The organism is Dictyoglomus sp. (assembly GCF_049968615.1).
GTDB classification, from domain to species: domain Bacteria; phylum Dictyoglomota; class Dictyoglomia; order Dictyoglomales; family Dictyoglomaceae; genus Dictyoglomus; species Dictyoglomus turgidum.
The window spans coordinates 33,929-54,862 of sequence record NZ_JBMFQK010000003.1; the positions used below are offsets into that span (position 1 = coordinate 33,929).

Annotated in this window: 21 protein-coding genes and 1 pseudogene; 12 read left to right on the forward strand and 10 right to left on the reverse strand. The window is 33.8% G+C overall.

The features are described 5' to 3' along the window. Positions 1-58 precede the first annotated feature (58 nt). Entirely contained in the window at positions 59-1,540 is a 1,482-nt protein-coding gene (guaB, locus tag ACP5QL_RS03580; protein ID WP_012583116.1) for an IMP dehydrogenase, read from the forward strand. Here guaB and ACP5QL_RS03585 read toward each other — a convergent pair. After that, positions 1,534-3,981 (reverse strand): ATP-binding protein, encoded by a 2,448-nt coding sequence (locus ACP5QL_RS03585; RefSeq protein ID WP_428125445.1) that lies wholly within the window; start codon positions 3,979-3,981, stop codon positions 1,534-1,536. The genes guaB and ACP5QL_RS03585 overlap by 7 nt on opposite strands. 29 nt (positions 3,982-4,010) lie before the next feature. Next, positions 4,011-4,376 (reverse strand): response regulator transcription factor, encoded by a 366-nt coding sequence (locus ACP5QL_RS03590; RefSeq protein ID WP_012583114.1) that lies wholly within the window; start codon positions 4,374-4,376, stop codon positions 4,011-4,013. Positions 4,377-4,470: 94 nt separating this feature from the next. Here ACP5QL_RS03590 and ACP5QL_RS03595 point away from each other — a divergent pair, with 94 nt between their 5' ends. Continuing rightward, positions 4,471-4,755, forward strand: coding sequence for a metal-sulfur cluster assembly factor (locus tag ACP5QL_RS03595; protein WP_012583113.1), 285 nt, complete (start codon positions 4,471-4,473; stop codon positions 4,753-4,755). A 1-nt stretch (position 4,756) separates the two neighbouring features. Here ACP5QL_RS03595 and ACP5QL_RS03600 read toward each other — a convergent pair whose 3' ends face one another. Beyond that, positions 4,757-6,724, reverse strand: a complete 1,968-nt coding sequence (locus ACP5QL_RS03600) for an ATP-dependent helicase (protein ID WP_428125449.1) — start codon at positions 6,722-6,724, stop codon at positions 4,757-4,759. Positions 6,725-6,778: 54 nt separating this feature from the next. Between ACP5QL_RS03600 and ACP5QL_RS03605 the strand changes: the two genes are divergently transcribed. The 10 genes and pseudogenes from ACP5QL_RS03605 (at position 6,779) to ACP5QL_RS03650 (ending at position 13,929) form a co-directional block, all read left to right on the forward strand. Beyond that, the gene (locus ACP5QL_RS03605) at positions 6,779-7,357 is read left to right on the forward strand and encodes a hypothetical protein (protein ID WP_012583111.1); all 579 of its coding nucleotides are present in this window, start codon (positions 6,779-6,781) and stop codon (positions 7,355-7,357) included. 12 nt (positions 7,358-7,369) lie between these two features. Further along, positions 7,370-7,927 carry a flavin reductase family protein gene (locus tag ACP5QL_RS03610; RefSeq protein ID WP_428125453.1) on the forward strand — a complete coding sequence of 186 codons (558 nt, stop codon included), beginning with the start codon at positions 7,370-7,372 and terminating at the stop codon, positions 7,925-7,927. 1 nt (position 7,928) lies between these two features. Next, positions 7,929-8,588 carry a LolA family protein gene (locus ACP5QL_RS03615; RefSeq protein WP_012583109.1) on the forward strand — a complete coding sequence of 220 codons (660 nt, stop codon included), beginning with the start codon at positions 7,929-7,931 and terminating at the stop codon, positions 8,586-8,588. 3 nt (positions 8,589-8,591) lie between these two features. After that, positions 8,592-9,665: an ABC transporter ATP-binding protein gene (locus ACP5QL_RS03620; protein WP_012583108.1), complete on the forward strand. Its 1,074-nt coding sequence runs from the start codon at positions 8,592-8,594 to the stop codon at positions 9,663-9,665. A 14-nt stretch (positions 9,666-9,679) separates the two neighbouring features. Beyond that, a complete protein-coding gene (locus tag ACP5QL_RS03625; RefSeq protein ID WP_272994832.1) occupies positions 9,680-10,630 on the forward strand; it encodes a hypothetical protein in 951 nt (316 codons plus the stop codon). A 3-nt stretch (positions 10,631-10,633) separates the two neighbouring features. Then, positions 10,634-11,722, forward strand: a complete 1,089-nt coding sequence (locus ACP5QL_RS03630) for an efflux RND transporter periplasmic adaptor subunit (RefSeq protein ID WP_272994834.1) — start codon at positions 10,634-10,636, stop codon at positions 11,720-11,722. After that, entirely contained in the window at positions 11,719-12,945 is a 1,227-nt protein-coding gene (locus tag ACP5QL_RS03635; protein ID WP_012583105.1) for an ABC transporter permease, read from the forward strand. The genes ACP5QL_RS03630 and ACP5QL_RS03635 overlap by 4 nt, the downstream gene beginning before the upstream one ends. Before the next feature lie 95 nt (positions 12,946-13,040). Further along, positions 13,041-13,418, forward strand: a complete 378-nt coding sequence (locus ACP5QL_RS03640) for a DUF2089 domain-containing protein (protein WP_012583104.1) — start codon at positions 13,041-13,043, stop codon at positions 13,416-13,418. Further along, positions 13,411-13,557: pseudogene (locus ACP5QL_RS03645) on the forward strand (LiaI-LiaF-like domain-containing protein); the annotation flags it as partial. The gene ACP5QL_RS03640 and the pseudogene ACP5QL_RS03645, both read left to right, overlap by 8 nt. Before the next feature lie 21 nt (positions 13,558-13,578). After that, positions 13,579-13,929, forward strand: coding sequence for an SHOCT-like domain-containing protein (locus ACP5QL_RS03650; RefSeq protein ID WP_012583103.1), 351 nt, complete (start codon positions 13,579-13,581; stop codon positions 13,927-13,929). Here the strand turns inward: ACP5QL_RS03650 and ACP5QL_RS03655 are convergent, their stop codons facing one another. The 7 genes from ACP5QL_RS03655 to ACP5QL_RS03685 all read right to left on the reverse strand — a co-directional run bounded on the left by ACP5QL_RS03655 (position 13,930) and on the right by ACP5QL_RS03685 (position 20,934). Beyond that, complete coding sequence (locus tag ACP5QL_RS03655) at positions 13,930-14,661, reverse strand: UPF0280 family protein (protein WP_272994837.1); 732 nt, start codon at positions 14,659-14,661, stop codon at positions 13,930-13,932. Between the two features lie 68 nt (positions 14,662-14,729). Then, positions 14,730-15,143, reverse strand: coding sequence for an NIL domain-containing protein (locus ACP5QL_RS03660; protein WP_012583101.1), 414 nt, complete (start codon positions 15,141-15,143; stop codon positions 14,730-14,732). Continuing rightward, positions 15,140-16,363 carry a homocysteine biosynthesis protein gene (locus ACP5QL_RS03665; RefSeq protein ID WP_424662190.1) on the reverse strand — a complete coding sequence of 408 codons (1,224 nt, stop codon included), beginning with the start codon at positions 16,361-16,363 and terminating at the stop codon, positions 15,140-15,142. The genes ACP5QL_RS03660 and ACP5QL_RS03665 overlap by 4 nt, the downstream gene beginning before the upstream one ends. Positions 16,364-16,519: 156 nt before the next feature. Beyond that, positions 16,520-17,479 (reverse strand): uroporphyrinogen decarboxylase family protein, encoded by a 960-nt coding sequence (locus ACP5QL_RS03670; protein WP_012583099.1) that lies wholly within the window; start codon positions 17,477-17,479, stop codon positions 16,520-16,522. Between the two features lie 3 nt (positions 17,480-17,482). Continuing rightward, positions 17,483-19,195, reverse strand: a complete 1,713-nt coding sequence (locus ACP5QL_RS03675) for an ASKHA domain-containing protein (RefSeq protein WP_273333712.1) — start codon at positions 19,193-19,195, stop codon at positions 17,483-17,485. Continuing rightward, positions 19,196-19,834 carry a cobalamin B12-binding domain-containing protein gene (locus ACP5QL_RS03680; RefSeq protein WP_428125460.1) on the reverse strand — a complete coding sequence of 213 codons (639 nt, stop codon included), beginning with the start codon at positions 19,832-19,834 and terminating at the stop codon, positions 19,196-19,198. 86 nt (positions 19,835-19,920) lie between these two features. Next, entirely contained in the window at positions 19,921-20,934 is a 1,014-nt protein-coding gene (locus ACP5QL_RS03685) for a LacI family DNA-binding transcriptional regulator (protein ID WP_012583096.1), read from the reverse strand.

The window sequence follows — 20,934 nt, forward strand, 5'->3', positions numbered from 1 at the left end:
AGGTTCCCTTAAATAAAATAATTGAAAATTTTCACAAACCAAAAGGAGGAATTTTGCTATGAACTTCGATGAAAGGTTTTTAGGAGAGGCTTTAACTTTCGACGATATATTATTAGTACCAGCATATAGTGAAGTGACTCCTAGAGAAGTAAGCGTAGATACTTATCTTACTGATAGAATTCATTTAAATATACCCATATTAAGTGCTGCTATGGATACCGTAACAGAAGCAAGAATGGCAATAGCTATAGCAAGAGAGGGTGGTCTTGGTATAATCCATAGAAATATGAGTATTGAGAGACAAGCGGAAGAAGTAGATAAGGTAAAAAGATCTGAACATGGTATGATCACAGATCCTATTTTCTTATACCCTGATCAAACAGTAGGTGAAGCTTTAAGTATAATGGCAAAATATCACATTTCGGGCCTTCCTGTGGTAGAAAGAGACGGGAAATTAGTAGGTATTGTGACAAACAGAGATTTGAGGTTTGAATCAGACATGAACAAAAAAGTATCTGAGATCATGACTAAAGACAACCTTATAGTAGCTCAGGTAGGAATAACCATAAAAGACGCCCAAGAGATACTTCAAAGATATAAAATTGAGAAACTTCCCATTGTAGATAAAGACTTCAAATTAAAGGGACTTATAACCATCAAAGACATACAAAAAATGAGACAATATCCTAATGCTGCAAAGGATAAAAAAGGTAGGCTTCTTGCAGGTGCAGCTATAGGTGTTGGAGATGAGGCTATAAGAAGAGCAAAAGCCCTTGTAGAGGCAGAAGTAGATGTAATCGTAATTGATACTGCTCATGGTCACCATAAGAAGGTGTTAGAAACGGTAAAGGAACTTAAGAAATTATTCTCAAAAGAGGTTGTCATTGTTGCTGGAAATGTGGCTACGGCAGAAGGTACGAAAGCTTTAATTGATGCAGGTGCAGATGTGGTCAAAGTAGGAATTGGGCCAGGATCTATATGTACCACAAGGGTAGTAGCAGGAATAGGAGTACCACAATTTTCTGCCATATGGGAATGTGCTAAGGAGGCCCAAAAACATAATGTACCTATTATTGCCGATGGAGGCATAAAATTTTCTGGAGACATTACCAAAGCTATAGCAGCAGGTGCTCATGCAGTAATGTTAGGAAGTCTACTTGCAGGAACCGAGGAAAGCCCTGGTGAAATAGAGATATATCAAGGAAGAAGTTTTAAGGTATATAGAGGAATGGGATCTTTATCAGCCATGAAAGAAGGAAGCAAAGACAGATATTTCCAAGAAAATTCAGAAAAATTAGTACCCGAAGGTATTGAGGGAAGAGTACCCTATAGAGGACCTGTATCGGAAGTACTATTTCAACTCGTTGGTGGATTAAAATCTGGGATGGGGTACTGTGGAGTTAAAAATCTTGAAGAACTAAGAACTAAGACAAAATTCATAAAGATTACCAATGCAGGATTAAGGGAAAGCCATCCTCACGACATAATAATCACAAGGGAGGCGCCTAATTATAGTATTTCCACATGGGAAAATCATTGAAAATCTTCGTTTATAACCTTAACTACTTCTTCTATACTACTGTTAACAGAAGATAAAAACTTAAAATGTACCTTTAGAGCTCCCATATCTCCTAAAGGGATATGGGAGATTTTTTCCTCTATATCCATAACAGTCCTTGTAAAAAGGTAAAATCTGTCAAAACCATGCCCAATTAAATCATTAGGCTTCAATCTCTCTTTTAACCTGTTTGCAAGGTTATAAACAGTATTCTTTCTCACATTATCTGAAATAAGCCCCTCAAACTCATAAGAGATCTTACCAAACGCAAAAGGACCTTGAGTCTTATACATCTCCCTCCATAATATGGGAAAAAAGTATGGCAGTGAAAGGGTCCCTGTAAGGGGATCTATAAGAGAAAATCTTCTTGGAAGCCTTATGGTAAATGTGGTACCTTCTCCCACCTTACTTGTCGCTGAAATCTTTCCACCATGTGCCTCAACAATACTCTTTACTATAGAAAGACCAAGACCTGTCCCACTTGTAGACTTTCTCAAAGAACTATCTACCCTGTAAAATCTATCAAAAATGTGGGGAAGATGCTCTGGCGGAATTCCCACTCCCTGATCTTGTACTTCTATTAATATATCCTCCATCTTATCAGCAACCCTAACCCATACATTCCCTCCGTTAGGTGAATACTTAATAGCATTATCTAAAAGATTATGAAAAACTTGAGTAAGCCTTGCAGAGTCACCAAGAACAAAGGTAGGATATTCAGGAAATTGTAAAACTATAGTATGTTTTGAGGTCCGAGTCTGAAAGAAAGTAGCTCTCTCTTTTATTATCTTTCTTATTTCTACCATGTCTTTTTTTAACTCAATTCTACCTGATTCTATCCTTGATACCTCAAGCAAATCATTTACAAGCTGAGTTAGTCTTTCCGATTCTTTATAAATTATTTGATAGTAGTTTCTCACCCTTTCTGGAGGAAGATTCATCTTCATTAAAAGTTCACTATAACCCTTTATAGCTGTTAATGGTGTCTTCAATTCGTGGGATACATTGGCAACAAATTCTGATTTCATTCTATCAAGTTCTTTTGCCAAGCTTATATCTCTAAGAGCAAGGATAAAATTGGTAACTTTTCTTCCTTCCCAAGTGCCCGAAAGATTACATCCTAAGATAATTTCTTTCTCCCCATTCCAAACCTTCATCTCATACTGCATCAAAGAAAGTCCTTGAAAAACCATTTTGTCCAACGGACACTCAGAACACATTATTTCTCCCGATAAATTCCTACATTTTAAAACTTCTGTACATCTCTTGCCTGCTTGCCCAAATGAAAGCTGAAAAATCTCACTTGCCACATTGTTGAACATGGATAGTCTTTTTCTCCCATCTAAAATGACAAGCCCATCCCCTACATTTTCAAGAATCTTTTTCATCTTTTCCCTTTCTAAATTAACCTGGCTATAGAGTAATGCTTTATTCAAGGCTATAGAAGTCTCATATGCCAAGTTCATAAGCATGTCCAGGTCATAATCTGTAAATTTTCTGTTTCTATTACTGTTAATAATCTCTATAGCTCCAAGAACCTCATCTTCCACCTTTAATGGTACACAAATTATGGATCCTGTTTTAAATCCAGAAAGTTTATCATAATAACTTGAAAAACGTGGGTCTTTTTGAGGATTATTGATAATTACAGGAGATCCATTCTCTACAACCCAACCTACTACCCCTTCTCCCTTAGATAGTTTTTTTCCTTCCAATAATTCCCCTTTTTCCCCTATAGCTTTTTCAAATATTAAATCTCCTGTCTCCTTATCTTTTAAAAAGATCGTCCCACCATCGGCTCCTAAGAGCTTTACTGCAGATTCTAAGATTAAAGATAATACCTCCTTAGTCTCTAAAGAGGAATTGACAGTCTTTATTATCTCCGAAAAAATCTTCATCTCATTAATTTTCTGCTCAAGCCTTAAGCTTTCTCTGCCTATATAGTTTAAGAACAAAGCAAGAATTATAGCTATAATACCAAGTTCAATAACCCTAATATAGGCAGAACTTAAAATTATATTGATTCCTTGAACAATACCAAAGAGAGTAAAAATAAGAGTAACTAATATTGCAGAAAGTATGGCAGATCTAAAATCATACCTAAAAGCCGATGAGACTATGGGAAAAATAAGGAACAAATACAAATCACTGGAAATGCCTCCCGTGAGATACACAAGTATGGCTACAATAATCACATCTATTGCAGAAAAAATCTCGTATTTATAAAAAAGAGAATATTTATAAATAGGAAAAACCGTTGTAATCAATATATAAACAGAGGAGATTATAAGGAATATGTTAAAAATGCTTTGGCTTATTGGAGGAATTATGTCAAATTTTACAAGAAGTAAGGCTGTAAAAAGAAGTAACCCTCTAAATAAAGATAGAAATTTTTCTTTCTTCTCGTTATAATAAGTTTTCATAAGATATTAAAAATTATTTCTTAATCTCTCTACTCTCCTAAAAGATTTTCTACCCTTGTAATCAAATCAGCAAGTCCAAAAGGTTTAGTCATGTAATCGTCAGCCCCCATACTAAAACCTACCTTCTTGTCAAGATTGCTGGATCTTGCGGTCAATATTAGGACAAGAGAATTTAAAGAAGGGTCCTCTTTAATCTGCTCACATATGGTATATCCATCAATATCAGGAAGCATTATGTCTAAAATCACTAAATCTGGATTTAATTCCTTTATTTTTTCTAGTGCCTCTCTACCCGTACCAGCCTCATGAATTTCATACTTATTCAAAAACCCTAAGGTCTCTTTAATGAGTCCCCTTACATTTTCTTCATCTTCTACAATTAATATTTTCTTCATTACTTACCTCCCAAATCAAATTTAACATTTCTTTAATTTTATCTTAGGATATTTTATTATATTATACTAACAAAAAAATTACGAGGTGAATGGTATGAATTTAAAGGAAGCTATAGAAAACAAGCTCAAAGAGATAATAGACCCAGAGGTTGGACTTGACTTAGTTACTCTAAATACCATAGACAAGTTAGAAGTAGATAATGATGGAAATGTAAAAATAGTGTTCAGACCGACAACTCCTTTCTGTCCCTTAGGAATACAACTTGCTCTTTCCATCAAAAAGGCAGTTAAAGAAATAGAGGGAGTAAAGAATGTGGATATAGAAGTAGTAGATTTCATATTTGCAGAACAAGCTAATGAATTATTAAAAAATCAATAGACTAAATTTCTCTTTGAACTATCCATTCCTCAAAGAGCTCCCTGTAAGGGAGCTCTTCAATAAAAATAGACGGTTTACTAAAAATATTCATATCTTTTACTCTTTTTGTAAGATGCGTAATCACATATAGTTCCTTTTTTGCTCTTGTAACTGCCACATAAAAAAGCCTTCTTTCCTCTTCTATATTTTCCATACTTTTGTAAGAAGGAAATTCTCCCTGAACAAGCCTTAAAATAAATACAGCATGCCACTCAAGCCCTTTAGCCTGATGGACTGTGGACAAAACTACAAAATCCTTTTCTTCCCCCTCTTCTATGAGTTTCTCTCCTGCATAGGTATAAAGGGTAAGTTCACTCAAAAACTTCTCAAGATCATCATATCTTTCTGAAAAGAGAATAAGCTGATCAACGTCTTTTTCTCTATCTTTGAAGTCAGGATAAGTTCTTTCTAAATAATCTTTATAATACTCATGGAAAAAAATTCTTAAAATCTCTGAAAACCTTTGAATTGGAATAGGTTTAATCTTATCCCAAAGAACTTTCAATATCCTTATACCTTCAAGAGTCCTACCACTGAATGGCAATTGGAAAATTCTTTCAAAATCATTAGATTCTTTCAAAACTTGGGATAGTTTTTTGGCATAAGATCTACCAATACCAGGAAATAACTTAAAAAACCTTTGAGCAGAGATTTCATCCTGAGGATTAAAAATAATTTTTAAAAGAGAAAGCATATCTTTTATATGAGCTTGCTCAAAAAATCTTAATCCACCTCTAACCTCGTATGGTATACCCTGAATGGTGAGTTCCATCTGGACAGCCATAGAATGATAATTAGATCTAAAGAGCACCCCTATATCTTTGTATTTAATACCTTCTCGATGCAATTCTTTTATAACTTCAACTACAAATTGAGCTTCTTCCTCCTCATCCCTTACCCATACAAGTTTTGGTTTGCTTCCACTTTTTAGGACAGGTTTTATTTCTTTAAAATATTGCCTTGTATTTCTCTTTATTATCTCATTGGCAAGATTTATTATCTCAGGAGTACTTCTATAATTAAATACCAAATAAAAAATTCTTGTTCCAGAAAAAACTTCTGGAAAAGACAAAATGTTCTCAATAGTTGCTCCTCTAAAAGAATATATACTTTGAGCATCATCGCCGACTACCAATATGTTTTTATTTTCTTCCCTCATAAGTTTTATAATTTCTCCTTGAAGCCAATTTGTATCTTGATATTCATCCACAAGGATGTATAAAAATCTATCGTTCAAAACTCTTCTTGTCTTCTCATCCTCTAAAAGAAGTCTGTACCAAAAAAAAAGTAAGTCATCATAATCAAGGACATTAAGCTCTCTTTTTCTTTCTTTATACCTCTCAAATAATTTTTGAATAATCTCAATCTTATCTATTATTTGAGGTGCTTTTATCTTTAAAACCTCTTCCCAATCTTTTCCTGTGTTTACCTTATAACTAAAAATTTCACCTAATATTCCCTTACCAACATCTTCCTTAGGAAATAATTCTTCAAGACACTCATCAATAAGATCCAAAGAATCTTCCCTATCGAGAATGTTATATTGCCCACCAATACCTATTCTTTTCCCATAAATTCTCAATATTCTATTTCCCACATGATGAAACGTTCCACCCCAAATTTCTTCAATGTCCTCTCTTATAAGTGCTTGGGTTCTATTAATCATGTGTCTTGCAGCTTGGTTAGTAAAGGTCAAAAGCATTATATTTTGAGGAGAATAACCCAAGGCTACAAGATACCCTACCCTATAGACAATAGTTCTTGTTTTTCCAGATCCTGGCCCAGCAATAACTAAAGAGGGGCCATCTGATTCTAAGACTATCTTTCTTTGTTCCTCATTAAGATCCCTTTCAACTCTCTCAAGAAATTCTTTTTTCTTCTTTGAGGGTATTATGAATATTTTCTTTTCACCATCAAATTGGTTATTCATGATAAACTATTATATAATAGTTTAAGCTGAAATTAATTTACAGAGGAGGATAAAATGAAAAAGAATAACATTCTTGTAATGCTATTATTGCTATGCTTCTTGCTGACCTTAGTCTTTGCCCAAACTCAAACTCCCACAAAAACTCAACCCCCTAAAAGGCAGGCTACAATTTTTATTTTACATGTACTAACCTTTGATAGCTTGTCAAAAACAAATTTGGAAAAAGACTTAAAAGCCCTTGATGACACCTTTAGAATGGGTATACCTATATACCATCCTGCAATTGGTTTAAACTTATCCTTTTACACCAAACTTCACCAAAAAGGACTCCCCTATCCGTCTATGATAAACAGAATCCTTAAAAATTTAGTAGCTCCCCTAAGTTCTTCTAATCTTCCTGAAAAGACCGGTATAAACATAGTACTTTATACCCAAGACGATAAAGACTTATATAACGGAAAAACATTATTTCTAAACTTCGCCCTTTCTGCAGTTAAAGAATATGCTAAGACAAAAGATTTAAATAAATTTGGAGCTCAAATAATAGCTTTCTTAGAAACTGAAAAATTAGAATATAAAAATGGAGTTTTTTCCTCTAAAAATTATGACTTCGAATGGATCTTAAAATTATAGAGGTAGGAATCTATGTATCACGAGGTAAAATCAAATTTCGTCTATCTAATACATCCATTGCCAGGAATACTTATAACAAGTATTGGAAAAAATAACAATCCAAATGTAATGTCGGCTTCATGGATAACCCCTATAAGCATAAATCCTCCTCTTATTAGTATAAGCTTAAGACCTGAAAGATATACCTACGAACTAATTAAAGAAACAGGAGATTTTGCAATAAATATACCAGATTACTCATTAAGAAAAGCGGTATTTATTTGTGGAAGATACTCGGGAAGAAAGATAAACAAATTCAAAAAATCAAATCTTACGCCTATACCCGCAAAGAAAATAAGATCTCCTATAGTTAAAGAGTGTTTAGCTCATATTGAATGTACCCTTGAGAGAATCATTGATCTTCCTGCGGATCATCATATTATAATTGGCAGAGTACAGTATGCTCAAGCCCACGAAGAATTTTTCAAAAATACCTACATTCCTGAAAAATTTAAACCCCTTTTATATTTTGGAAAGTACATTTATGGGACTATAGACACTTATGAACATATTAAAACTGAGGAGTTTTGAAATGAAGACTGCAAGGTTTACAACTTTAATCCTCCTACTCCTCCTTTTAGTAATAAGCTTATCGTATGCTATATCTTATGAAGAGATTTTGGAAAGGATGTCATCTTTCTACAGGAATCTTCAAAGTTTTTACTGTATCCTCGAAGTCTATAATAAAGCTGGAAATACTGAAGAAAACGTAACCTATGAATACTACTTTCAAAAACCAGATAAATTAAGACTGGAAGTCCTTGAAGGAAAAGACAAAGGAACCACCATTGTGTACCAAAACAATAGAATAAGATATAAAAAAGGAGGAGTTTTAAGCTTTATACCTTTATCTCTAAACATAGACGACCCCATTGTGCTTTCTATAAGAAAGGGAAGAATAAATGAGCTAACTTTTGACTACATTCTTGACATACTGAGTAAATATAAGCCCAAATCTATAAAAGAGGTAAGTATATTTGGATACAATTGTTATGTTATTGAAATTGGGGAAAGCAAAGATCGCTTATATAATTATTCCATGCAGAGAATATATGTAGAAAAGAATACCTTCGTCCCAATTCAATTGGAGCAATACGAAAATATAAATGGACAAAACGAATTAGTCCATAAAAGAATATATAGAAACTTTAAAATAAACTTACCTATAGATGAGAAAATTTTTAACATATAAAAAATGAGTATAGAAGTTAGATTAGAAAACATCACAAAAACTTTTAAAACAAAAAATGAAATCTTATATGCTCTTAAAAATATAAACTTTAAAATACCCCCTGGCAAAACCATATCCATATTAGGGCCTTCAGGATGTGGTAAGACTACCCTTTTAAAGATAATTGCAGGTTTAGAAAGACCCGATGAAGGAAAAATATTTTTTAATAATGAAGACGTAACAGAACTTTCTCCTTATGAAAGAAAAATTGGCATGGTTTTTCAGAACTATGCCCTTTATCCCCACTATAAAGCAAGAGGAAATTTAGCTTTTCCTTTCTGGATTAAAAAAACCCCTGAAAAAGAGATTGATGAAAAAATAAAGGAAACAGCAAAAATTCTTGGTGTAGGATTTGAATATCTATTAGACAAAAAACCTAAGGAGCTTTCTGGAGGAGAGCAACAAAGAGTTGCCATAGGGCGATGCATAATAAGAAATCCATCAATTATGCTCTTTGATGAACCTCTCTCTAATCTTGACGCAAAACTTAGGGTTATTACAAGAGCTCAACTAAAAAGGCTTCTTGTAATGTTTAATACAACCTCTGTGTATGTAACCCATGACCAGACCGAGGCAATAAGTATAGGAGATCTCATAGGAATCATGAATAATGGAGAAATAATTCAAATAGGGACCTATGATGAAATAGCAAATAATCCACAAAATGCCTTTGTAGCATCTTTTTTTGGAAAACCTTCCATGAATTTGATAGAAGTAAAAGTAATTAACTCTCAGATTATATGGAGAAACAAGGGTATACCCTTAGAAAAACCAATAGAAGATGGAGAATATCTTTTAGGATTTCATGGGAGGGATGTACTAATAAATCCCGATGGAGATATTAAAGGCGAGATATATTTTATTGATGGTACTCCGGCAGATCCTTCTAAAATATTACACATACAATTAGAAGATAACACTTCCATAAAAATTGAGATTAAATCAGGAGAAATATACCGTTGTGGAGAAAATATATCTTTCTCTCTACCAAAGAGGATTTATCTTTTTAAAAAAAGTACAGGTGAGAGAGTAGTATAAAGGAGGTTAAATCTATGAGAAAAAGAATTATCTTTTTAGGAATTTTACTTCTTGTTTTAATTTCTCCAATTTTCTCTTGGTCAGCTCACAGAGAAATGACAGAGCTCATATTGAAAGATTATCCATGGCTTGGAAAATATAATAAAATAAAAGTTACACCGTATACCTATAACGATCCTTCGCCCTATAATCCAGCCTATACCATACCTTATAGGGGAGAAAAAATAGGAGATACCATAGATGCTATAACAATTATTACAAGATATGTAATAGAACCAGACAATGGTATGGATGATAACATCAACTTAAATTCCATGCAAAAACTCACAGGAGGAAGCTCAGGATGGAGACACCAATACTACATTGCCCTTGGAGGAGCATTAAAACTGGGGGAAGCTCCAAAAAGGATAATACATTTCTGGAACTTAGCAAAGGAAGCTTTTCAAAAGAAAGATTATTATTGGGGATTTAGATTCTTTGCCTACAGTCTCCATTATCTCCAAGACCTAACTCAACCCTTTCATGCCTATCCTATGCCCCTTGGAAATGTAATTAAAAATATCTTTAATCTTGATAAAGTAATTGCTCAAGGAGAAAATCACCACTATACCCTTGAAGATTACCAAGAATATCAAATCTTAAATCAAAATCCCTTATATATTGATACCTTAAAGAAAGCAAAACCCTATAAAATAGAAAATCCTGAGGAAGCAGGAATTAAAGCAGCATGGACAGCAAGAAATGATGCAGGAAAATTATTTGAAATTCAATCAAAGTATTTTCCGGGCATTAACAACACTAAAAATTATAAGGCTCCAAAAGAATTGTTTAAAGGAAATAATTCTACTCTTAAAGAAGAATATGATAAAATTATTCTTCGTAATTTAGAAAATTTTGCAGGATATACTAAAGGATATTTGGAATTCTTGAAAGAATTTTTAGAAAAAATAGAAGATGGGAAGTAGAATATGAAAAGAATATTGATAGTAGTTTTTATAATCATAGCACTAGCTTTAACTATTTTCTATAAATTAAACAATACTCTTTCCGTAAAAGTAGAAAGAGTTAACCGAAAAAATTTGAATTTAACCATTAACTTAAGTGGTAATCTTTCCTTTCTAAGGAAAATAGAGATTTATCCAAAGGTCTCAGGAACCGTTAGAGAAGTAAGAGTAAAACCAGGAGATAAGGTGAAAAAAGGAGAAGTTTTAGCAATAATAGATGCAGAAGATCTAAAAAAACAAATAGAACAGATTAAAAATATAATTGAACTTGCTAAAATCAGCAGTGCCTTTAGTACCTTTAATCCCCAATCAGAAATTAAGATAAGTCAAGATCAGATAAAAACCTTGGAGTCATATTATGAATCTTTAAACAAACTGTATGAAGAAAGGATAATAAGATCTCCCATAAATGGGATTATTGCAAAGATCAATATTTCTCCATTAGAAACAGTACAGGCCTCTCAAAACAACTTAAATTTAAATAATCTTTTAGGAAACTTCGCAAATTTACTTAATATGTTTAACTTATCTTTGCCTCAAAATAATCCAGCTTTTATTGTAATTGACCCCACTTCATTGAATGCCATATTAAAAGTGGATGAAAATAATATTTTAAAGATTAAAGAGGGGCAAAAGGCGGTAGTTAATGTGGATGCCCTTGATCAAAACCCATGGGAAGGAAAAGTTGCCTCTATAAGCAAAATTCCATCTCTAAACAAAGATGGGACCTATTCATATGAAATCTATATCCCTCTTCCCCAATTGGGAGAAATGGTTGTGGAAGGAATGACCATTTCAGCCACCATAAATATCGGAGAAAAGAAGAATATTCTTACTATTCCCTTAAATGCCATAACCTTTAAGGAGGGAAAAACCTACGTATATCTATATGAAAATGGAAGAGCAAAAGAGAAAGAAATCATGATTGGAGATATGACCCTTGATGAGATTGAGATAAAAGAAGGACTAAGAGAGGGAGACCTTGTAATAATATCACCTATTGATAAGATCTCAAATAATATGAAAGTAAAAATAGAAAATAGCATAAAATGAAGACACAGCTTAAGGAAAACTTAAAATTAGCTCTTTATTCCTTGAAATCTAACAAGCTTAGGTCTTTTTTAACCATATTAGGAATAATCATTGGAGTATTTTCTGTGGTACTCCTCATATCTATAGGAGAGGGCGCTAAAAATCAAACTCTTCAAATAATAGAAAATCTTGGTAGTAATACCTTAATAATATTTCCATCGGCTTTGGAAACTGGAGGAACTTTCACTTCCATACAAATACAAAGGACAAGAAGAGGAATACCTCAGCTATTTAATTATAATGACCTATTATATCTAAGGGCTCTCTTTAAAAATGAATTATTAGTTTCTTCTTTAATATCCTCTTACTACAATGTTTACTACCAAATCTTTCCCCTTGAAGCTACTGTTCATGGTACTGATAATGATGGACTCTTAATAAACAGAGATTCCATAAGTGAGGGAAGATTTTTTACTTCCTATGAGCAAAATGCAAAAGAGAAAGTATGTATTGTAGGACCTAAGGTAGCAAAAAACATAGCCATTAATTACAAGGAAGCCATAAATAAAATAATAAAAATTGGAGATCACAACTTTCGAATAATAGGCGTCTTAAAAGAGAGAGGATATAATCAAAGCTTAGGAGATTTAGACTCAAGAATAATAATCCCCCTAACTACTGCTTTGATGTTAAAAGGTGACCAAATTTTGAATTTCCTTATCGTACAAGTCAGAGATAGCAAAAACATAGAAATATATAGACAAAAATTGATATTTGTCCTAAAGCAAAGAAGAGGAAAATTAAATTTTGTCATTGCAAAGCAAGAAGATTTACTCTCTGCTATGAACGATATATTAAACATATTGACTTTAACCCTTGCTGGAATAGCAGCTATCTCCCTTATTGTGGGAGGAATAGGTATCATGAATATAATGCTGGTTTCTGTAACGGAAAGATATAAAGAGATAGGAATTAGAAAAGCAATTGGAGCGAAGAAGAAAGATATTCTTATACAATTTTTAACCGAATCTGGATTTTTAGGAATGATTGGTGGAACCCTTGGAATAGGCCTATCTATCATCACAGGAGAAATACTATCCAGATTTGAGGTACCTTATAATCTCTCTTACTCAACCCTAATTTTAGGCTTTCTATTTTCCCTTTTTATTGGGCTCATCTTTGGAGTTTTACCTGCCATGAGAGCAGCAAATTTAGATCCCATTCAAGCTTTGCGCTCAGAGTAAAATTTTTTATTTTTTAAAATTTCTTTTTTCAATATATTGATTTTTTATTTTAAATTTTATAAACTTATTCATAGAAATTTTAAAGGAGGAAGGGAATGCCACATCCATTACCAAGATGTCCTATATGCGGTAATGAAATGGTAATTAAAAAGCTTGAATGCCCTAATTGTAAAATTACCATAGAGGGTGAATTTTGGGTAAACCGCTTAGCAAGTCTTCCTCAAGAAGAGCTTGAATTCTTAGAATTGTTCTTAAAAACCCGAGGAAATGTTAAGGAAATGGAAAGAATTTTAAAGCTTTCCTATCCTACGGTAAGAAGTAAATTAGATAGTATTCTCAAGAAACTTGGACTTCTTTCTGAGGAAGAGGAAGAACCTAAGGATAAAGTAAAATGGATTATAAACAAACTTGAAAGAGGAGAAATAACTGTACAGGATGCTCTGAAAATTTTAGAGGAGGGAGAAGATGTTTAATAAGATATTTTGGAGTGTTGTATTAATAATTTTAGGGCTATCTCTTTTAGCGAACAATTTTGATATCCCTTTACTGAAGGATTTATGGAAATTATGGCCCCTAATTTTTGTGTATATTGGTCTAAAGTTGATATTCCCTAAAAAAAGGAGGAGTTTAAGGATGAAAGAAGAGAGATATAAAATTTTAAAACTTGTAGAAGAAGGAAGAATAAAAGCTGACGAAGCAGAAGAACTAATAAAAACATTGGAGGAAACTAGTAAAAAGGAGAAAAGATATTTAAGAGTAAACGTTATTGAAAATGGTAAGAATATTGTAAATATAAATGTACCTCTTTCCTTATTAAAGTGGGGATTAAAGTTTGCTAACACCTATGCTGAAAAGTATGGAGAAAAAGTAGAAATATCTCCTGAAGAGATAGAAAACCTCGTTAATGACCCTGATTTTAGAGGAAAACTTGTAGATATAAATACTCCTGAAGATAACGTACAAGTTATAATTGAGATTGTATAATTACAATCTTATAAGTTTGAGATTTCCCCATACACCAAGATGTTTACCATAAACTATTACTACCTGTATTACTTCGGGAAACCTTTGGGCAAATTCAAGAGCAACTTCTATATCTTTATCAGTTTTAATCATATTTCCAAGGGTTGTTGCTAAGGCATCTGAAAAAATTGCTGAAGGAGACACAATCATTACCGCATCAGCCACTCCAAAACTTAAGGAAGGACCAACCGTTCCTGACGATGTACATACTCCAAAGGTTGTTCCAGGAGGAATTAAAACACCTATTTTGTTACTCCAAGGTGATTCACCAGCAAATATAGCTACTTTTCTCTCTCTCTTTGTAGAGATGAATATATCTCCACCGTTTTCCACAATAATTTCGTCAGAATAATTCAAAAGCTCTTTTCCTATGTACTCTGCTATAGCTCCAGCCACCGAAGCCATAGGACCAACTCCTGCCTTTTCTGACCAAAAACTCATTTCCTTTACTATCTCAGGAGCGTTATCTTTGGGTTTATAAGGAGTCAAGGTTAATTTAAATACTGGATCTTTTAAAATATAGTCTTCAATCTGTCTTCTATAAAATATTAAAAGTTTTTCTGCCTCTTTTCTTAGATCTTTTTTAGCAAGAATGTATAGATCACTCTCTTGTACCTTTACCTGAAAAGACACAAGGTCAGGAGCTCTCATATATTTTCTATAGGTTCTCTCTATATACTTATCCGATGACATTTCCACAATTGAAAATGGGGGATAAAGTAAAAACCATCTCCCCCATTTTATTTCATCAAGTCTTAATTTTATACAAAAATTTTCATCTCCATAGCATTATATGGACAAATCTCTATACATACTCCGCATGCGGTACACTTTTGAGAATCAAAACCAACCATCAATGTCTTCTCATTTCTATACAAGGCCTTTGTCGGACAATAACTTACACAATACCCACAATGGACACACTTTTCTTCAAGCCATATCACATCCTTAGACAAGGGCTGTATAGATACTCCAAGATCTTTTAAATACTCTATACCCTTTAAAAAATTATCGTCTTCTCCTGATATTTCCAAAACCATAACCCCTTCTGCATCAGGAGTAATGGTGGCTTTCAATATATTAAAATCAAGATCAAACTTCTTCACCAAGTTTACAATTATGGGTTTATCTGCAAGCTCTTTAGGAAAGTGTAAGACAATCCTTTCAGTTCTCATCTCTTCTCCACCTCCTCCAATATCTCTTTCCCGCTAAAGGGTTTAAATTTGATTCCTGACTCAACTCCAGGAATTGGGGCAGATGGAGAAGTAAGTAAGAATTTACCTTCTTTAATCCATTCTTTAAGAATTTCAGCAATTCTTCTTGCCTTAAAATAGCTAGAAAGAGGACTTGTAGGAACTTTTTTGCCAAACAATTCTATTTCTCCACTTCTCAATTCCTTATAGGTTACATAAGCTATAACGTCCGATTCTCTATTAGGATAGGCTGTAGCATAATCCACTACAGGGGCTAATATATCCTCATCACTTACAGAAGTGTAAAAAGCAATTTCCTCATTTAAAATAGGAATAGGAACTCCAATTCCCACTGCAAGAGACACGCCATATCCCTTCATGCTAACGCCTCTAAGCCATTCACTACTCATTTGTTTCAAATCTCCTATTACTGCAAGAGTTCCTGCGCCCCCCTTTGGTATTCCTCTTTCCGTTCTCTCTACATTCGGATTATGTTGAGTCCCATGCCAAGCTACGTATCCTATTCCTCCTCCAAGAAATATTCTTGTGCCTATTCCTATGGTTTTATAGTAAGGATCATTTAATAGGGGAGAGAGTTGTCCTGCACTGCTATAATTAGCATTCCCAAAGCGGGGCTTCAGCATTCCTAGGTAGGTATATATAGTCTTATCTGATGAATTTACAGCTACATTATAGTTTTGATAAGCGTTTCTTATATTAAAAAGCACTGCTTCATTCAAATCATGTATAGTTATATATGCATCAAGAAATTTTCTTGGGTAACAATCAGTGCCATAAGCTTGAGCGGTGATTCTTATTTCTTTTCCTGAAACAAGATCCTCTATTACATGTCCACCACCATACTCAAAATCACCAGGATAATATTTATTTCTGGGATCATCATCGGGAAGAGCATTTGCTCCAAGGAAAAGATCCACTGCTGCGTATGCTGCATAAGCTGGAACACCATTTAAATAAACCCTTCCTCCACCAAGTTTTATTTTTGGTTTTGTATGTCCTATGTTAAAATATATTCCCGATGAACACATAATACCAAAAGTTCCCGTTGTTACCACATCAACTTCCTTTGCAGCTTTTTCTACTCCTTTTTCTCTCACAATATCAATCATCTCTTCGGCAGTAACCACCACTGCCTTACCCTGGCGGATCTTCTCATTTATTTCCTCAATTGTCTTTGCCATTCTCTATACCTCCCTTTTTCGAATTTTGATATGTTTGCTTCTATATGAACCGCCCTTTTCGGGCAAGGCATGATCCATAACAATTTCATCACCTCCTCAAAACCATAAAATTTATCAGATATAATACCAAAATCGTCGGAGTTTTTCAATAACTACTCAAAAATTTTTAGCAGCTTGCATAAATGCATCAATATTCTCAAGAGGGGTCCCCACAGGAATATCACATCCAGAACTTAATATAAAATTCTCCACATCTTTCATCCTTTCCAGGAGTTTCCAAGTTCTCTCATACACCATCTCAGGACTTCCCTGCAAAAACACCCCTACAGGATCCAAATTACCTATCAAATTTACCTTCGAAGGAACAATCTCAGATGCCCATTTTAAATCCACAGCACTATCAAGACTTAATCCCCAAGCGCCACTTTTACCCATATCCTCAATCAAGTGTTTAGTATTCCCACATATATGATAAATAAGAGGTCTCTTAATCTCTGAGGAAAGATATTTGAAATATTTCATTGAGAACTCTTTAAAAAGCTGAGGAGAAAGAATTACCGCTGTAGGTTCTAGGACTGCAACTACATCTATTCCTGTCTCAAAAAGGACCTTAGCATATTCTAAAATCACCTTTGTAGTAAATTCCACAACCTCTTTAACAAACTCTGGCTCCTCTAATACATTAATCCCTAAATCATTTACACCCATAAGCTCTCCAGCAAGAGTAAAGGGACCAATAACATATCCTCCTTTAATTCTATCAAACTCCTTTACCATCATCTCACAGACTTTTATAAAAACTTTCATTCTTCCAGAAATACCATTCCATTTTCTTTTTAACTCAGCTAAAGCCTCCCTATCTTTTATAGGATGTTCTCTTACTGATGGATTCTCATTTTCTGGAAAATCAATTTTTAATCCTAAAGCTTCTGCTTCCACAGTAAGATCCATAAAGGGAAAGATTCCATCAGGATTAAATCTCTCTAAAATTTTATAAAGGGTTTTAAATTGAATGGAGGGATCAATTAAATTTTGCTTAAGAGTAGTACCTGTAAGTTTAATTCCTGGAGCTCCTAAAAGAGGAATTACAAGTCTCTTCTTTTCAGAAATCATCATGTTCTAACCCCACCCTATAAATTTCACAAATAACTCTTGAAACTCAGAGGATAACGATAAATCTATATATTTAACTTTTTTAATTATCTCCTCTGCTTCTTCTATTAACTCCTTATTAAGAAGCAATATCTCTGCGCCCATTAAAGCTGTATTCCCTGAAATAACAAATTTTTTAATTTCAATAGGAGGTAAAAGCCCTACTTTAATAGCATTCTCTAAATTAATGTAATTTCCAAAGGTTCCTGCCACATATATTCTATCGAGATCTTCATAGGTAATATCAGCTTTATTAAGTAATACCTCTATTCCAGCCCTTATAGCAGACTTTGCCAATTGAAACTCTCTTATATCTTTTTGGGTTATCCTCACCTTTCCTACGTTAAACTCATTTTTTCTCATTCTTCCTGTTTTATCTAATACCTCTAAATCCAGCATTACCGCTATAGCATCTACCAAACCCGAACCCGTTATACCTTTTTCCTCTGTACCCCCAATGACACTATACTTTACCTTACCGTCCTCAATCCACACATGATCTATAGCACCACTTACTGCTATCATTCCCTGAGATATATTTCCTCCCTCAAAAGCAGGACCTGCTGCAGTAGCGCAGGAAAATAATTTGTTATCATGCTTCAATACTATTTCCCCATTAGTTCCTATGTCTATAAGGAGACTATTTTCAGGTTTACGATGCATACCTAAAGCTAAAATTCCTGATACAATATCCCCACCTATATAGCCAGAAATAAGAGGAAAAGTGTAAATTTTTGCATTTTTAATGCTTTTAAAAAGGTCTTTAGAAGAAATTAGAAAACTCTTCTTAAAGACTGGAGTAAAGGGGAAAACCCCAATACTTGAAGGATCTACTCCAAGAAAAATATGTGTCATTATAGAATTACCAACTATAGAACCAACATAAACATCATTAACACTTATATCCTTCTCCTTGCAAAGACTACCTATCATATCCTCAAGTTTAGAAATGAGCAGATCCCATAAAACAAAAAGCCCATGAGGATCACTCATTACATAATTAATTCGTGAAAGAACATCAGCTCCATAAGAAACCTGAGGATTAATCTCCATCTTAACTCCTACTCTTTTACCTGTGGTAATATCTAAAAGAGAAACAACCAAAGTTGTAGTTCCGATATCTATAGCAAATCCATAAATTTTTTCTAAATCTTTCTCCCTCAAATCTATGACCTCATTATCCAACACTACTATGGTCCCTTCCAAGTATCCATCCTTTAAAAAGCTTGGTAATCTTCTAACTATTTCTAAATTTCTTACGACATATTTCCTTTTTTCTATATACTCTATATAAGAGATATCTATATCTTTAGAATCTATTTTATTCCGGAATCTCTCTAAGTTTACTAAGGGATTTAAAGAAGTTTTATATTCTATCTCTTTAGAAAAATTGAAAGTACTAATCTCTTCTAAAACTTCTATCTCTAAGTCCTCTTCAATAGTTAGGTGACAAGCAAGCCTAATATTATTTTTAATCTCTTCCTCTGAAAGAAGTCTCTTCTCTTCCTCAGTCAAAGTTAAACTATTGCCCTTCAAAACCCTTACTTTACACTTTCCACACCATCCTGCCCCATTACATATGGAAGGTACACTTACATTGTTATCCCTCAACACCCTGAGGAGATTTTCTCCCTTTTCTGAGTAAATTAATTTATCTTTGCCTATCCTAATTTTATACATTTATCCTAAACCCATAAGCTGATTTACAAGATCCACTGCAGATGGAGCATCAGGAGCATAACCATCAGCACCTATCTCCTTGGCAAAGCTTTCTGTTACAGGAGCTCCCCCTACAATTACTTTAACCTTCCTCCTCACCCCTTCTTTTTCAAGAACATCTATGGTCACTTTCATATAAGGCATAGTTGTAGTAAGTAAAGCAGACATACCTACTATATCAGGATTATACTCTCTTATAGCCTCCACAAATTTTTCAGGGGGAACATCAATTCCAAGATCAATAACCTCATATCCAGCTCCTTCTAGCATCATAGATACTAAATTCTTTCCTATATCATGTAAATCACCTTTAACCGTCCCAATTACTACTTTCCCTTTTATAATACCAGAATTTTTAGCAATTAAAGGTTTTAATATATCCATTCCTGCTTGCATTAATCTAGCTGCAACTAAAACTTCAGGTACAAATATTTCATTATTTTTAAATCTCTCCCCAATAACACTCATTCCTGCAAGAAGTCCATTATTTATAATTTCCTCAGGATTTAAGCCCTTTTCCAAAGCCTTACTTACAAGTTCTTGAACCTTTTTTCTATTTCCCGCTATAACAGCATTGGCAATCTCCTCTAAATCTACCATTTAATTTTTACACCTCCTAAAAAAACGTTTTTCTATTTTGACGATATTATAACATATCATCTTACTTAAAAAGTTAAGCTAAAAACCTATCTTCTTTTTGCAGTACTCTCTCTTATTACCAATTTCGTTGGTAATTTTATATGCTGTATTGGCATATTAGGATTTTTCAATCTTTCAATTAAAATTTCAGCAGCTTTTGCCCCCATCTCATAAAAAGGTTGAGAAACCGTAGTTAAAGCAGGTATCGTCAAATTTGCCAGGGTATCATCAAAGCCTATTACGGAAACATCCTCCGGGATCCTATAGCCCCTTCTTATCAATATCTTCATAACCTGGATTGCCATAAAATCACTGAAGGTAAAGATTGCAGTTGGGGGATCAGGTAATGAAAAAAGTTCATTTATTGCTTTCTCTTCGTCAACTTTGTCGTAAAATATTTTTAAAAGATTATCATCAAAGGGAATTCCAGCATCTTCAAGAGCCTTTTTATACCCTTCAATTCTTTCTTGAACAATTATACTTTCAGGGTTTATAGTTATGTGAGCAATCCGCTTATGTCCCAACTCTACAAAATGCATCACTGCCTCATAGCTTCCTTTAACATTGTCCGCATAAACCACATCATGCTCTGGAAGTCTTGGATGTTCAAGAATAACAAGAGGTATATTTTTCTTCTGAGCTATCTTACTCACTTCCTCGTTAGAAAGAGCTCCAGCAATTATGCCATCCACCCTTCTTTCCAGCATTATATTCATATATCTTACTTCTCTTAAAGTTTTCCCATCGGTGTTACATAGAAACAAAGTGTAGCCATTTTGTCTTGCCACATCTTCTATACCTCTTGCCATATTAGGAAAAACAGGGTTTGCAATATCTAAAACAAAAAATGCAATAGCCTCCGTCTTTTGTTTTGCAAGACTTCGAGCTATAGCATTGGGCTTATAATCAAGAGCCTTTACTGCCTCAAGAACTCTCCTTCTTGTCTCTTCACTTATCTTTATTCCGGGAGTATTATTAAGCACAAAAGAGACTGTAGATCTTGAAACTCCTGCAAGCCTTGCCACATCCCAACTGGTGGGTGCTTTTTTCTTCTTTGTCAT